The 14,566-nt window shown below is 58.4% G+C and carries 14 protein-coding genes; 5 read left to right on the top strand and 9 right to left on the bottom strand.

The genetic code is table 11. From position 1 onward, the window contains the following. Positions 1 to 26 precede the first annotated feature (26 nt). A complete protein-coding gene (locus tag EV561_RS20410) occupies positions 27 to 557 on the top strand; it encodes a DUF1003 domain-containing protein (RefSeq protein ID WP_132524135.1) in 531 nt (176 codons plus the stop codon). 21 nt (positions 558 to 578) lie between these two features. On the opposite strand, the gene EV561_RS20405 is transcribed toward EV561_RS20410, so the two are convergent. Beyond that, a complete protein-coding gene (locus EV561_RS20405) occupies positions 579 to 1,004 on the bottom strand; it encodes a GFA family protein (RefSeq protein ID WP_132524134.1) in 426 nt (141 codons plus the stop codon). Positions 1,005 to 1,442: 438 nt separating this feature from the next. Here EV561_RS20405 and EV561_RS20400 point away from each other — a divergent pair, with 438 nt between their 5' ends. Together EV561_RS20400 and EV561_RS20395 are read left to right on the top strand one after the other, a co-directional pair. Beyond that, the gene (locus tag EV561_RS20400) at positions 1,443 to 1,865 is read left to right on the top strand and encodes a TadE/TadG family type IV pilus assembly protein (protein WP_132524133.1); all 423 of its coding nucleotides are present in this window, start codon (positions 1,443 to 1,445) and stop codon (positions 1,863 to 1,865) included. A gap of 11 nt (positions 1,866 to 1,876) precedes the next feature. Then, complete coding sequence (locus EV561_RS20395; RefSeq protein ID WP_245512777.1) at positions 1,877 to 3,601, top strand: pilus assembly protein TadG-related protein; 1,725 nt, start codon at positions 1,877 to 1,879, stop codon at positions 3,599 to 3,601. A gap of 99 nt (positions 3,602 to 3,700) precedes the next feature. Here the strand turns inward: EV561_RS20395 and EV561_RS20390 are convergent, their stop codons facing one another. Beyond that, positions 3,701 to 5,074, bottom strand: a complete 1,374-nt coding sequence (locus tag EV561_RS20390) for a 3-deoxy-7-phosphoheptulonate synthase class II (RefSeq protein ID WP_132524131.1) — start codon at positions 5,072 to 5,074, stop codon at positions 3,701 to 3,703. 309 nt (positions 5,075 to 5,383) lie between these two features. Here EV561_RS20390 and EV561_RS20385 point away from each other — a divergent pair, with 309 nt between their 5' ends. Then, positions 5,384 to 6,676, top strand: coding sequence for a pilus assembly protein TadG-related protein (locus tag EV561_RS20385; RefSeq protein WP_132524130.1), 1,293 nt, complete (start codon positions 5,384 to 5,386; stop codon positions 6,674 to 6,676). 25 nt (positions 6,677 to 6,701) lie between these two features. Here EV561_RS20385 and gor read toward each other — a convergent pair whose 3' ends face one another. From gor to rpiA, 3 genes are all read right to left on the bottom strand, one after another. Continuing rightward, the gene (gene gor, locus EV561_RS20380; RefSeq protein ID WP_132524129.1) at positions 6,702 to 8,087 is read right to left on the bottom strand and encodes a glutathione-disulfide reductase; all 1,386 of its coding nucleotides are present in this window, start codon (positions 8,085 to 8,087) and stop codon (positions 6,702 to 6,704) included. A gap of 133 nt (positions 8,088 to 8,220) precedes the next feature. Next, a complete protein-coding gene (locus EV561_RS20375) occupies positions 8,221 to 8,859 on the bottom strand; it encodes a DUF2059 domain-containing protein (RefSeq protein ID WP_132524128.1) in 639 nt (212 codons plus the stop codon). A gap of 13 nt (positions 8,860 to 8,872) precedes the next feature. Beyond that, positions 8,873 to 9,574, bottom strand: a complete 702-nt coding sequence (gene rpiA / locus EV561_RS20370) for a ribose-5-phosphate isomerase RpiA (protein WP_132524127.1) — start codon at positions 9,572 to 9,574, stop codon at positions 8,873 to 8,875. Positions 9,575 to 9,801: 227 nt separating this feature from the next. On the opposite strand from rpiA, the gene EV561_RS20365 reads away from it, so the two are divergent. After that, positions 9,802 to 10,479, top strand: a complete 678-nt coding sequence (locus EV561_RS20365) for an HAD family hydrolase (RefSeq protein ID WP_132524126.1) — start codon at positions 9,802 to 9,804, stop codon at positions 10,477 to 10,479. 63 nt (positions 10,480 to 10,542) lie between these two features. Here EV561_RS20365 and EV561_RS20360 read toward each other — a convergent pair whose 3' ends face one another. From EV561_RS20360 to EV561_RS20345, 4 genes are all read right to left on the bottom strand, one after another. After that, positions 10,543 to 11,076 (bottom strand): BA14K family protein, encoded by a 534-nt coding sequence (locus tag EV561_RS20360; RefSeq protein ID WP_245512775.1) that lies wholly within the window; start codon positions 11,074 to 11,076, stop codon positions 10,543 to 10,545. 147 nt (positions 11,077 to 11,223) lie between these two features. Then, on the bottom strand, positions 11,224 to 11,700 hold the full coding sequence (locus EV561_RS20355) for a BA14K family protein (protein WP_132524125.1): 477 nt from the start codon (positions 11,698 to 11,700) through the stop codon (positions 11,224 to 11,226). A 148-nt stretch (positions 11,701 to 11,848) separates the two neighbouring features. Then, complete coding sequence (locus EV561_RS20350; RefSeq protein ID WP_245512773.1) at positions 11,849 to 12,142, bottom strand: BA14K family protein; 294 nt, start codon at positions 12,140 to 12,142, stop codon at positions 11,849 to 11,851. A 143-nt stretch (positions 12,143 to 12,285) separates the two neighbouring features. Further along, entirely contained in the window at positions 12,286 to 14,181 is a 1,896-nt protein-coding gene (locus EV561_RS20345) for a L,D-transpeptidase family protein (protein WP_132524123.1), read from the bottom strand. Positions 14,182 to 14,566: the final 385 nt, after the last annotated feature.

Genomic DNA, 14,566 nt, shown 5'->3' with positions numbered 1-14,566 from the left:
AAAGTGATTAAGGCCCGGAGTCTCCCATGTATAACCTCTCGAATTTCGTCCACCTGCATTTCGACAAGTCTGCCGATGAACTGGGCGACATCGAAAAACGCGTTCTGAAAAAGGCGCACGAGCGCAAGGTCATATCGACCGACGTCAACGCTGCCTTTTCCGCGGAGGCGTCAATGGGCGAACGGCTCGCCGACGGCATCGCGCAGGTCGGCGGCTCGTGGTCGTTCATCCTGTCCTTCCTGTTGTTTCTTGTAGTTTGGACAGTCATAAACACCATCGTACTCGCGACGCGCGCCTTCGACCCCTATCCCTTCATCTTCCTCAACCTCGTGCTCTCGATGATCGCAGCCATTCAGGCGCCGATCATCATGATGTCACAGAACCGTCAGGCCGAGCGCGACCGCTTCGAGGCGGCGAAGGATTACGAAGTCAATCTCAAGGCCGAACTCGAGGTTCTGTCGCTCCACCAGAAGATCGACATGCATGTCCTGACGGAGATCGAGTCGCTGAAGCAGGAAATCTCGAAACTGGTGCAGAAGCTCGACAACCAAAACTGACGCGGCGAAGCTTCTTCGGTTTCAGTCCGAGGGGCCTGCCGTCAGCAGGCCCGGACTTCCCTGCCGGTACTGCGGCAGCCCGTCCGATATCTCATAGAAATCACCCTTGTCGGCGCAGTAGATATGATAGGCGATCTTGAGATCGCTGGGCTGGTCGAACAGGCCAGCCATGAGCGAAATCTCGTCCGCGCCTTCGGCCTGCCAGAACAGGGCCGACCCGCAGGTCTTGCAGAAACCTCGGCGCGCGAAAGAACTGGCCCGGTACCACGTTATGGACTCGTCTCCCTCGATCGCGAGTTTGTCGATGGAGACATTCGTGGCGGCATAATAGAGCCCGGTCTGCTTGCGGCACTGGGAACAATGGCAGGCGACGACCTCCCGCAGCTGTCCATATGCCCGGAACCGCACCGCGCCGCAGAGACACGATCCCGTATGCTCTTCATCCATGCTTATCCCTCCCCGCAAACACGCCCGGCCACCGTCATATCGGTGCTGCAAATCCTGTCAAACGCAAAGGCATGACAAGACCTTCAGCGAATCTGATCCAGCATGGGACATGCGCCGCTTGGGCAACTCCTCGTTGGGAAAACACTGGGAGAGATATCGAAGGCTAGCGAAAGAGGCAGCGGCATTTTGACGGGCATTTAAGGCCGGAGGAAAAAAGGTCCGGGAAGCAACGGCTTGAACCGGAACAATCACAGGTGGCTGGAGGCATGCCTTATTCGGCGCACCTGCCGCCTTGCGACCTATAGGGTCTCTAGCGGAGCAGGTTCTTATCTACACGCAATAGGTTTATTAGCTAATTATATTTTAATACATACTGATACATCATAGGCGTTAGTGATCCAAAGGATCATCAACGATAGCTTGCGAAAGGGCATCCCCATGAAGAGGTTCCGCGATCTCCAATGGTGCCGAGATGGGGCTGCGGCGGTCGAATTCGCCATACTGGCTCCCGTCTTCATTCTAGTGCTGATGACACTGATTGCCTATGGCATCTACCTAAGTGTCGCGCACTCCGTGCAACAGATTGCAGCCGACGCAGCAAGAACCGCAGTCGCCGGAATAACCGAGAGCGAACGCGAGCAACTGGTCGACACCTTCGTTACGAATTCGACGCTGAACGACACCTTTTTGAAGCGTGACAAGCTCAAGGTCACGGTCGCCGCCGACCCCACCAACAGCAACCAGTTTACGGTCTCGGTTGAATACGACGCTGAAGACTTACCCATCTGGAATCTCTACAGTTTCGCTTCGCCAGACAAGACGATCAAGCGGTTTGCGACGATCCGCATGGGTGGCATATGAAGCCATATCGGATGTTGATTGACCGCCTCAGCACGGATCGCGGCGGAAACATAGCAGTCATTTCGGCACTCTCCGCTCCTCTCATCCTCTATGTTCTGAGCCTTGGCGTCGATTACGGCCTGCTGACACTTCAGCAGCGAAAACTGCAGGATACCGCTGATCTCGCGTCGATCATCGCAGCCTCGGACGCGACCAACGCGGAGACGAATGTGCTGACGTATTTTCAGCAAAACAATCTCGACATGGCGATCCGAACACCGACTGGATATGTCTCGAACAAGGGCAAGTTTCCCCTTGGAGACCAGACCACCGAAGCCAAGTTCGACGGTATCGCGACATTGACGTCAGGCACCTACGCGGCAAACGCCTCGGTTGCGCCAGCGGACCGCTTCGTCGCTGGGGCCAAGCCGACGGATGCCGTAAAGGTTGCAGTCCAGCAGACCGGCGGTCTGTTCTTCGCCTCCAGCATTTCCGCGCCGCCAAAACTTACGGCTGTAGGCACTGCCGCCACGCAGAAGATTGCGGCCTTCTCGATCGGCTCGCGCCTTGCCAGCCTCAACAACGGCGTTCTGAACGCGCTGCTGAACAGCCTGCTTGGCACGTCTCTATCTCTCAGCGTAATGGACTATCAGGCGCTGGCCTCCGCCGACGTGAACGCACTGTCGGTCATCGATTCACTAGCCACCAACCTCAACCTGACCGCCGGCAGCTATTCGGATACGCTGAGCACCGACATCTCCTACGGCGATTTCATAAAGGCTGTGGGGAAGCAAACCGGACTGTCGCCAACGGTAAAGACGGCGATAAAAACGATCGAGGCGGCAACCAACAGCACCCGGGTAAAGTTTGATCTCGGCGACATACTGGCGCTCGGCCCCGCCAGCCAGCGCGTTGTCGGCAGTGGCTCGCATCTCAACCTGGAAGCCAATGTGATGGACCTGATCTCGGCCGCCGCCCTTGCCGCCAATGGCAGCAAACAGGTCGCCGTCAACCTGAATGGCACGGTCCCCGGTCTTTCTACGGTCCAATTGACCCTCGCCATCGGCGAGCCGGCCCAGCAGACGCCTTCGCTTGCAATCGGCAGTCCGGGAACGGTCGTGCGAACAGTGCAGACCCGATTGAAACTCTCGTTGACGGTGGATGGGCTTTCAGTGCTTCTCGGCCTGAAGCTGAAAATCCCGCTCTATATCGAGGTCGCCTCGGGTCAGGGCACCCTCGCCTCGATCGCCTGCCTCGGCAATGGCGCACAGAACGCCAATGTGACGATCGACACGATCCCGGGCGTTGCCGACGTCTATCTCGGCGATGTCGATACCTCGAAATTCTCCAATTTCGGCTCCAAGCCGTCAGTCAGTCCGGCGACGCTGATCGATTCCCTTCTTGTGAAGGTCACAGCCAGCTCCCATGTCGCGATCACCAACATGACCAAGACGTCGCTGACCTTCTCTCCATCGGATATTTCGAATGGGAATTACCGCACGGCCTCCACGCATGACACGCTGACCTCGACCGTCGCCTCCTTGCTGGGCAATACCGCTTATAAGATCAAGATCCTGATCGTTACCATCGGGACGCAGTCTTCCATACAGCAGGCCCTGTCCGCCGTGATGACCAGTATCACCGCGCCGCTCGACACCCTGCTGGACAACATTCTGATGACGCTGGGCGTCAGGATCGGCGAGGCCGATGTTCGGGTCACGGATGTGCGATGCCAGCAGCCAGTGCTGGTTCAGTAGGATTGAGGAGTCACCGAAAGAAGAAGTGGGACGATACAGAAAGGGCCAGCAAAACGCCGGCCCTTTCTGATGTGCAATGTGATGTTGCCGAACCGGCAATCAGCCCTGGGCAACCATGCGCTTCTCGTCGCGGCCGCCCTTCATGCGCTCGGCCAAGAGGAAGGCAAGTTCCAGAGCCTGGTCGGCATTGAGGCGCGGGTCGCAATGGGTATGGTAGCGATCCTGCAGATCGTCGGCAGATACGGCGCGCGCACCGCCGGTGCATTCGGTCACATCCTTGCCGGTCATCTCGATATGGATGCCGCCCGGATGCGTGCCTTCCGCGCGGTGGATCTGGAAGAAGCTTTCGACTTCCGACAGGATCCGCTCGAACGGACGGGTCTTGTAGTTGTTGAGCGTGATCGTGTTGCCGTGCATCGGATCGCAGGACCAGACGACCTTGCGGCCCTCACGTTCGACGGCACGGATCAGCTTCGGCAGGTTTTCAGCGACCTTGTCGTGACCGAAGCGGCAGATCAGCGTCAGACGACCGGCCTCATTCGTCGGGTTGAGGGCGTCGATGAGCTCGATCAGATTATCCGGCGCCAGCGACGGGCCGCACTTCAAACCGATCGGGTTCTTGATGCCGCGGAAATATTCCACATGAGCGTGGTCGAGCTGACGCGTGCGGTCGCCGATCCAGAGCATATGGCCCGAGGTCGCGTACCAGTCACCCGAGGTTGAATCGACGCGCGTGAATGCCTCTTCGTAGCCGAGAAGCAGCGCCTCGTGGCTGGTGAAGAAATCAGTCTCGCGCAGGCTCGGATTAGACTCGGCACTGATGCCGATGGCCTTCATGAAGTCCATCGTTTCGCTGATGCGATCGGCCAGCTTGCGGTAGCGTTCGCCCTGCGGGCTGTCCTTGACGAAGCCGAGCATCCACTGGTGCACGTTTTCGAGATTGGCATAGCCACCCATCGCGAAGGCGCGCAGAAGGTTCAGCGTTGCAGCCGACTGGCGGTAGGCCAGCAGCTGGCGATCCGGGTTCGGAATACGCGACTCTTCCGTGAAGTCGGTACCGTTGATGTTGTCACCGCGGTAGCTCGGCAGCGAAATGCCATTCTGCGTTTCCATCGGTGAGGAGCGCGGCTTGGCAAACTGTCCTGCGATGCGACCGACCTTGACGACAGGAAGCTGCGCGCCAAAAGTCAGCACGACGGCCATCTGCAGGAAGGCGCGGAAGAAGTCGCGGATGTTGTCGGCGCCGTGTTCGGCGAAGCTTTCGGCGCAGTCGCCACCCTGCAGCAGGAAGGCGTTGCCTTCTGCGACATTGGCGAGATGCTTCTTCAGACGACGTGCTTCACCGGCAAAAACGAGCGGCGGAAAGGTTGCAAGCTGCGCTTCCACTGCTGCGAGCGCTGCATGGTCCGGATATTCCGGCACCTGCTGGATCGGTTTTTGCCGCCAACTATTCGGTGTCCAATTCTGTGCCATCTCAATCACCTGTTCCGCATCCGGCCTTTGGCCGAATGTCCCGTCGAAGAAATAAGGGCGGCTTATACCCCCTTGTCGTGGCTTTGCATAGCGCCGTTCAGTCCAAGATACTCTTCAAGAGCCCCTGACAAACAGCGCCTCGGTTGAGGCTGCGAAGAGCCTGCAAGTTCCACTACATAGGCATTAACTGCCCGCATACCAAGCGGCTTTGCTGCCTATTGAGAATTGCCTGATACAACGCGTCAATCAGCCGCCATGAGGGTCCTGCTGAGTTCGCCATGAGAGCGACAGGCAATTGAGGAAACGATCATGCGCGGCCAGTGGCAGCATCTGTGGCAAAATAAAGCCGGCAATTTCGGCATCATGACGGCATTGCTGATGGTGCCGCTCCTCGGAGTGGCCGGCCTCGCGATCGATTTCTCAAATGCCATGAGCGTCAGGACCCAGCTTTTCGCTGCCGCCGATGCCGCAGCGGTCGGTGCACTGGCGGAAAAATCGAGTGGTGTGGCGGCAGCCATGACCATGGGAGACGGCACTGTCAGCATCGCCGAAGCCGACGCCAAGAACCTCTTCTTCGCCCAAAACACGGTCGCGCTGCAGCAGGATGACGTCAACGTCGATGTCTCCGTGAGCAAGACAGGCAGCACGCTGCAATCGAGGGTCAATTTTTCCGCCGTCGTGCCGACGACGTTCCTGCGCATCCTCGGCAAGGACTCGATCGACATATCGGGAACGGCGACGTCGCAGAACCAGACCGCGACCTACATGGATTTCTATATCCTGGTGGACAACACGCCATCCATGGGCGTCGGCGCGACCCCGTCTGATATTGCGACAATGGAAAGCCATACGCCGGACAGCTGCGCCTTTGCCTGCCACGAGACGGGTCAGAACGCGGGAAAAGATTACTATACACTGGCGCAGCAGCTCCACGTGACGACCCGCATCGACGTCGTTCGAGAGGCGACGCAGGCGCTGACGCAGACGGCTGTCAGCAACCGCGTTACGCCCGACCAGTTCCGCATGGCCGTCTATACATTCGGAACATCGGCAGACGACGACCAGCTGAAGACCGTCTCTGACCTTTCCACCGACATGAACCAGGTCAGCAGCAATACGACCGGCGTCCAGCTGATGACCATCCTGCAGCAAAATTACAAGAATGACGCGCTGACGAGCTTCGATAACGCTCTGACACAGCTGAATACGACGATCTCGGCCGCCGGTCAGGGCACCGGACCCTCCGATCGCCAGAAGATCCTGTTCTTCGTCACCGACGGCGTCGGCGACAGCCCGAAGACCAATTGCACCGAACCGCTCTCCGGCGCGAACCGCTGCCAGGAGCCGATCGACACGAGCTTCTGCACACCGCTGAAGAACCGCAACGTCAAGATCGCTATCCTCTACACCACCTACCTGCCCCTGCCCCAGGACGGCTGGTACAATGAGTGGATCAGCCCCTTCCAGTCGCAGATCGGCAAGAGGCTGCAGTCCTGCGCCTCGGCAGGCCTGTATTTCGAAGTGAGCCCATCGCAGGGCATCAGCGACGCCATGAACGCGCTCTTCCTGAAGGTCTTGCAGACCCCGAGATTGACGGGCTGATCGGAAACCAGCCCGCCCAGGCCGCTTAGACGCGCTGGCCGTCGATGACGCGGTAGCTCGGCGAATACATCGTCACCAGCTCTTCGGCAGCCGTCGGGTGAACGGCCATGGTCCGGTCGAAATCATCCTTCGTGCAGCCGGCCTTCAGCGTTATGCCGAGGATCTGTGCCATCTCGCCTGCATCGTGACCCAGAATATGGGCGCCAACGACCTTGCGGTCCTCGGCATTGACGATCAGCTTCATGATGGTCTTTTCCTTCCGGCCCGATAGTGTCGCCTTCATCGGACGGAACTCGGCGCGGTAGACTTCCAATTCCTTGAAGCGCTTGCCCGCATCCTCTTCGCTGAGACCCACCGTGCCGATCTCGGGCTGCGAGAAGACGGCGGTCGCGATCAGGTCGTGATCGGGCTTGGTCGGATTGTTCTTGTACACCGTCTCGATAAAGCACATCGCCTCATGGATAGCGACGGGCGTCAATTGTACCCGATCGGTGACATCGCCCAGCGCGTAGATGTTGGGAACGGAGCTACGCGAATAGTCGTCGACGACGATCGCACCGCGCCCATCGGTCTTCACGCCGGCAGCCTCAAGACCGAGGTTCTTGGTGTTTGGATCACGGCCCAAGGCCAGCATCACGACGCCGACATCAAGCATTTCGCCCTTCATGGTGCGCGCCCGAAGCCCGGCCTCCGTCTTCGTCACTTCCTCGATAACGTCGTGGCAGAGGACACGGATTCCCTTCTGCTCCATTGCCTCATGCAGGCCACGGCGCATGTCCTGGTCGAACCGCGACAGGATTTCCGCACCGCGATAGATCAGTGTCACGTCGACGCCTAGGCCATGAAAGATATTGGCGAATTCGACAGCGATGTAGCCACCGCCGGCAATCAGGATCGACTTCGGCAGTTCCTCGAGATGGAAAGCCTCGTTGGAGGAAATGCACAGCTCATAGCCCGGCAAAGCGGAATGATGGTTCGGAGAGCCGCCAACGGCAATGACGATCTTGTCGGCGGTGACAGTCTTGCCTGTCTTGACGAGCCGGATCGTGTTGGCGTCGATCAGCTCGGCGCGCGTATCGAATATATCAGCCTTCGCATTGTCGAGGCCCTTGCGGTAGAGACCTTCGAGACGGGCAATTTCCTTGTCCTTGGCCTCGATCAGCTTCTTCCAATCGAACTTGCTTTCCCCAACCGTCCAGCCGTAGCCGGCCGCGTCCTCGAAATGCTCGTGATACTGCGAAGCGTAGACGAAGAGTTTCTTCGGCACGCAGCCGCGAATGACGCAGGTTCCCCCGTAGCGATACTCTTCGGCAATGCCGACTTTCTTCCCGAGCGATGCAGCAACGCGCGCGCTGCGCACGCCGCCCGAACCGCCGCCAATGACGAAGAGATCATAATCGTAGGAAGACATGCAAAGCTCCTGCAGGAAAATATGGGCCGGGAAAGCCGACGGGACGGGACATTTGCTGCTGATATAGTGCCGGCAGCCCCCAAAAGAAAAGCCCGGACGACGCCGGGCTTTACATATTCGATATGCGTAAAACTTAGTTCGCGGGAATGGTCAGCTTCGGGGCAGCAGGTTTTGCGGCCGGCTTTGCGGTTGCGGCCGGCTTTGCTGCCGGCTTGGCGGCCGGCGCCGCATCGGCTGCCGGAGCGTCGTCGGCGACAGGCGGTGCTGCCGGAACCTTGACGATCTTGGCGAGAGCGTCGTTGCTCTGGCTGGCGAGATCGCGGGAAATACCCTGGCTCCAGATGTCCGCGGCCTTATAGAGTTCGCGCGTCGCGACAGGACCGTCCTTCAGCAACTTCTTGCCGGCATCCGACGTGTAGAACTCGGAGATCGCCTTCAGCTCGTCGACCGAGAAAGCCTTAGCATAGGTGATGGCGGCTTCGCGCTCGAGATCAGCGCGGCGCGGCGCCAGCGCCAGGGCCTGCTGATCAACCGTCGCGGCAATCTGGTCGCCGAAGTTCGGGTTCGCCTGGATCATCGTGCTCTTCAGCTGCTCGGCGAGGTTCGGAAGAATGGCGTCGAATTGGTTCGTGATGCCGAGCGCGTTGATTGCGGCGCGGGCTGCCTTGATCTGCTCGTCGGTTACGTCCTGCGCACTGGCCGAGCCGAACGCGAGGCCTGAAAGAACGATGGTCGCAGCGGCAAAACGGCCAAGACCCGTTATTTTGATCATGAGTTCAATGCTCCTATGTATTTTTCGCCTGCAGCGTCCGTGCCCCTGCCGGACCGGCTATGATCGCAAGCGTCGCCATGTTGATGAAGAGTCCGTGTTCGACGACACCGGGAATGGAGTTCAATGCGATGGCTAGCGCCTCTGCATCAGGAATGCGGCCAAAAGATGCGTCGATGATGAAGTGCCCGCCATCCGTCATGAAGTTTTCTTCACCGGCCTGGCGCAGCTTCAGGGCACCCGTAAGACCAAGCTGCATGGCCGCCCGCTCGATCTTGATGCGCGTCGATGCCAGCCCGAACGGATTGACCTCTATCGGCAGCGGAAAAGCCCCGAGCGTATCAACGATCTTGCTCTCGTCGGCGATGACAATCATGCGCGCGGATGCAGCAGCGACGATCTTTTCGCGCAGCAAAGCACCGCCGCCGCCCTTGATCAGCCGCAAAGAGGGATCGACCTCGTCGGCACCATCAATCGTGAGGTCAAGCTCAGGAAGTTCGTCGAGGGATTTGAGAGGCACGCCGAGTTCGACGCAAAGCCGCGCCGTGCGCTCCGACGTCGGCACGCCCTGAACGATCAAACCCTGTGAAACCTTTTCGGCCAGCAGCCGCACGAACTCTTCAGCCGTGCTGCCGGTTCCGATTCCAAGCCGCATGCCACTTTCGACATGGGAAAGCGCTGCCTCGGCGGCTTTGATCTTCATCTGCCGGGCGTCCATAGCGCCACCTGCTCCCATTATTGCGTTGGAGTTGCTGTTTACACGGGTCCCCCCGCAAACGTAAAGCCAAAATAGCAGCTTCCGGAAGAAATGCTGCCGCTCATCACAGTGCCGGCGAGCAACTGTCATCAAGCCCGCAATTCAAGATAAGCTGGCCGACATTGCAATTCCGGGAGCGATATTCTACTTCGGAACAATTGTTCTATCGACGATCCGAGGCCCTTACCGTGAAATCTGCTCTTGTCGTATTCGATCTCGACGGCACCCTGCTGGACACGCACATCGATCTTGTCGAGAGCCTGAACCACACGATCGCCGCGCTGGACCTCGCTCCTCTAGGCTATAACGACCTTACCCACCTTGTGGGAAACGGCGCCCAGGTGATGATCGAGCGCGCCTGCAAACTGCGCGGCTACGCCCTCAAGCCGGATGGCCTGCCGGCGCTCCTCGAACGGTTCATCTCGCATTATACCGACAACATACCCGGCGCCACCAAGCCCTATCCTGGCCTGATCGAGGCGATGGACGCGCTGAAGGCCAGCGGACACCGCCTTGCAGTCTGCACGAACAAGCTTGAATCCCTCGCACTGCTTCTGATCGAGCGGTTGAAACTCTCGCACTATTTCGATTCCATCACCGGCGGCGATACGTTCACTGTCCGCAAGCCGGATGCGAAGCACCTCATAGGCACTGTCGAGCGTGCCGGCGGTGACCTGTCCCGGACCGTCATGATCGGCGACAGCATCAACGACATATTGGTGGCCCGCAATGCCGGCGTGCCCTCGATCGCGGTGCCTTTCGGTTATTCCGATGTAGACGTCGAAACACTCGGCCCCAACCACATCATCGCTCACTACAGTGAGCTGACCCCCGCCCTGGTGGAAGGGCTGCTGTCGATAGGATAACCGCAGCTTACCGCAATACCCTGGCGGCCAAGCGCATCCGCAGCCGCCGTTTTTCCTTCATCGTCAGCACTGCCGACGAGGACCGTAATATGGCTGGAAGGTATTGTCATATGCGCGGTAGCTCCGGTAACGGCTTGCGCACCAGGCGGCGTGGCTGCCGTAACCGTTGTAGTAAGGGCGGCTATAATAGGGACGGCTGGCCGCTCCGGCGATAATTGCCCCGGTTGCGAAAGCCGCAAGCGGGACCCAGGCGTCGCCGTAATAGCCACCATAGTATCCGCCGGGGTAATAGCCGTAGCCCCAGCCATTTCCATACCAGCCACGGCGCCCGTACCAGCCATTGTGGCCATACCAGCCGCCACCGTGCCCATACCAACCACCGCCATGACCATGCCAGCCACCGTGGCCCCAACCACCGTTGCCGTGCCACATACGGCCACGGCCCCCGTGCCATTGAACCTGCTGGATTTCGGGCTGCTGTCCCGTGAACTGCGGAATGGACAGATCGGGCATCGTGATAGCGTGGGCCTCGCTTATGGGCATAAGGCTCGTCAGCACGCTCAAGCCGCCGGCGAGAATGCTAGTCAACGTTCTCATGACGAACTTCCTTCATATTAGGCATATATAAAACTAGTATTTTTTCGTGAGAGTTCCACGCATTACAGAAATATTAGCTGCCAATATCGAAGTGCGCCTTGCTGACGAAAAAGGCGGGAAATAACCCGCCTTTTCATTGCTTATGACTTACCTGCACTGCGCTCGCGGACCACTGGTCGGCTGGTAGGTGTTGTCGGATGCTCGATAGGTTCTGTACCGGGCCGCGCACCACGAGGCGTGGCTGTGATAGGTGCGATAGGCCGGATGGCTGGCGGCACCGGCGATCAAAGCCCCGGCGGCTAGCGCTGCAAACGGAACCCATGCTCCGCCATCATCGTAGTATCCGTGATGATAATAGCCGTGGTGCCATCCGCCGCCATAGTAGCCGTGATGGTGCCAACCGCCGTGGCCATGCCAACCACCGTCTCCGCCGCCGTGGTTGTGCCAGACATGCCCATGACCGTGGCCGCCGTGCCAGGCGACAGCCTGAAGCTCGGGTTGCTGGACTTCCGTTTGCGGAATGGGCGAGGCCGACATGGTCATCGCACTAGCCTGGCCTATCGAGCTCAGGCCCATCAGCAGGCTAAGCCCGCCGGCGACAATACCGCTTGTGATTGTTTTCATGACGAAGTTCCTTCAAATTACACATGTTTAAACGTGTAATTTTCCGTCACAGTTCCACTCATTACGGAATTGTGAAATTGGGAACATCGAGGTCTTTTCGGCTCATGAAAAAGGCGGGAAACGACCCGCCTTTTCATTGCCCTATAACTTATCTGCACTGCTCCCGAGGACCATCGAGAGGCTTGTACGTGTTGTCGGACGCCCGATAGGTTCTGTAATGGGTAGCGCACCACGAGGCGTGGCCACTGGCACTGGCGACTGTGGTTCCGCTCGTCTGAGCGGCTGCGGGTGGAAGCCACGCGCCACGGCCGTTATAGCCGTTGTACGTGCCAGGCTGAGCCGATAGTTGCGGCGCAGCAGCTGCGTTGGCCTCAGCAAATGCGCTTAAGCCGATCAATGCAGTCAAACCGCCGATGACAATACTGCGAGTGAAGCTTTTCATGACGACTGTCCTTTTGTGCCCGGCATACATAGAATAGTCATCTGCCTGTCATATTCCACTTCGAACATCCAACTACACGAGGATGTGACAATAGAAAAGGCGGCCACAGGGACCGCCTTTTATTACATTTTCGTAAGCTTTACTTAGACCTGCGTCTGACGTGCCTTGCTCGTGGCGTCAAATGCCCGCTGCGTGTACATGTCGCGGTCATAGACGTCGTTGAAATATTCGATCACGCCATCCTTGTTCGGCCATGCCGTGAAGTAGGAAATGTAGACCGGGAACTTCTGCGGCACCGGCACAGCCTTGTTCTTCCCGTCGGCGATCTGCTTTGCAACATCGGCAACGGTCGTATTCAGGACCGCAGCCGCCATCGCGCGGGGATCGGCGAGACGAACGCAACCATGGCTGAGCGCGCGCATGTCCTTCTTGAAGAAGGCCTTGTCAGGCGTGTCGTGCATGTAGATGGCGTGGCTATTCGGGAACAGGATCTTCAGTTCGCCAAGAGCATTGTCGCTGCTCGGCGGCTGGCGCACGGAGATCGCCTGGGTGGAACCATACCAATCGACGCTGGACGAAGGCACGGCATGGCCGTTCACTTCGACCTGATAGCCCATGCGGTCCAGGTAGTTCGGATCGGCCCGCAGCTTCGGCAGCATCTCGTTGATGATGATCGACTGCGGAACGCCCCAGAAGGGGTTGAATTCAACGGTCTGGATCTGGTTTTCGAAGAAGTTGGTCTGGTGGTTCTTGTTGCCGACGACCACACGCATCGACAACTGTTCCTTGTTGTCGTTGTAGTAGTAGACCATGAAGGCCGGCTGGTTGATGAAGACATAGCGCGGGCCGAGTTCATCCGGCAGCCAGCGCAGCTCTTCCATCGCAATGTTGAGCTTCTGGATCTTGCTGTCGCTGTTCTCGCCGACCATGGCGCGAACCGTCGACTGACCGATAACGCCATCCGCCGTCAGGCCCCGTTCCTTCTGGAAAGCTTCGACCAACGAAACCAGATCAGGCGTATAGTCGGAGCCGCCCTGATAGGAAGCAAGCACCGAAGCCTGGCTCGTCTTCAGAGCCTCGGAACCCTTGAGTTGGATTGCCTTGACGATGTTCGCCATTTCAGGCGAGTTGCCACCCGGCTTGAGAATGCCGCTCAGCGCAACCGTCACATGATTGCCGCTGGAAGCGCCATTGCCGCGAAGCTTGGCAAGCTCAGTCTTCAGTTCCGTAAACTGCTGGTTCGACGGGCTACGGCTGTTGAGATAAGCGGTCGTGTCCGGGCTCATGGTGATGAGCTTCAGGACCGGCGTCAGATTGACGTCCTTGCGCTTGAAGTCGTGGTACCCGGAAATCTTGTTCGGGTCGAGGCGACCACGCTCGGTGTCCTGAACATAGCTCAGCACCTTTGCCGACAGGGTCAGCTCGAACTGCATCAGCGCACGGTCACGGTCAGCTGAGTTGACGCTGGTCGCGTCGGAGGTCGGAAGCGGAACGGCATAATCGGCCGGATCGAGGCCGACGGAAGCGGCGTCGGCCAACACAGCCATCGCAGCCTTTGCCTTGTCGTTAAGGGCGTTGTCGGAAACCCAGACGAGCGGCTGCTTCTGGCTGCCGTAATAGGCTTCCAGTGCCTTGGCGACGTCGTTCGTCGTCATGACCTTCGCTTCCGTCAGGAAGTGCCGCTGCGCCGCGGAATCACTACCGCCCATCGGGGTGGCCGAAGCGTCTGCAACGGCGCCGGTTACAACAGTATCGGCAAACCGGCTGGACGCCACCAGGCGCATCGCCTCGGGCTTGTAGGTGTAATACTGATACTGCGACGCATCCACCGTCGGCAGCGGCGCACTCGCATCACCTTGCTTCGAAACCGATGGCGGCGGTGGAAAATCCGGACGCATCTTCGTGCTTTGGCCGGCATTGCCGGGACCACCGCGAATAAAATCGAGGAAGGTCATTGCATTAGCGGATGCCGTGCTGATGCCGGCAAAACAGCACGACAGAGCGAGTACTGCGGCGGCGGATTTGGTTGCGAGCTTCATATTTTAAATCGGTCCCCGTATCATGCGGTAGCTTGAGACAGTCTCAGTCCATTCTCAAATCAATTGAGCGATACTTGGGACATCGCTTAGTCGATAAAGATAAAACGGACGAGGCCTGCCGATCGTTCAACGCCTCAACTTCATGTGAATAAGTAGATGCGCGGTTCGCGATCAGTTCACACAAAATTATGAAATTATTAGTTAATTTTTTACCGACTTTTCCGCGGCTTTTTAAGGACGGAAATTCGCCAAAAAGGAATAACTTATCAAGCGTGGCCAAAAGAACACGCCCGGGCGACCTATAAATCATGATAAAATATCTCATGAAATATTTCTGCATGTTTTCACGGGTGACGATCGGGCCTATAAACGCCTAAACGACGAC

Origin of the sequence: Rhizobium sp. BK376 (genome assembly GCF_004341625.1) — a bacterium.
Classification (GTDB): Bacteria; Pseudomonadota; Alphaproteobacteria; order Rhizobiales; family Rhizobiaceae; genus Rhizobium.
This window is presented reverse-complemented; position numbering and strand designations above follow the sequence as displayed.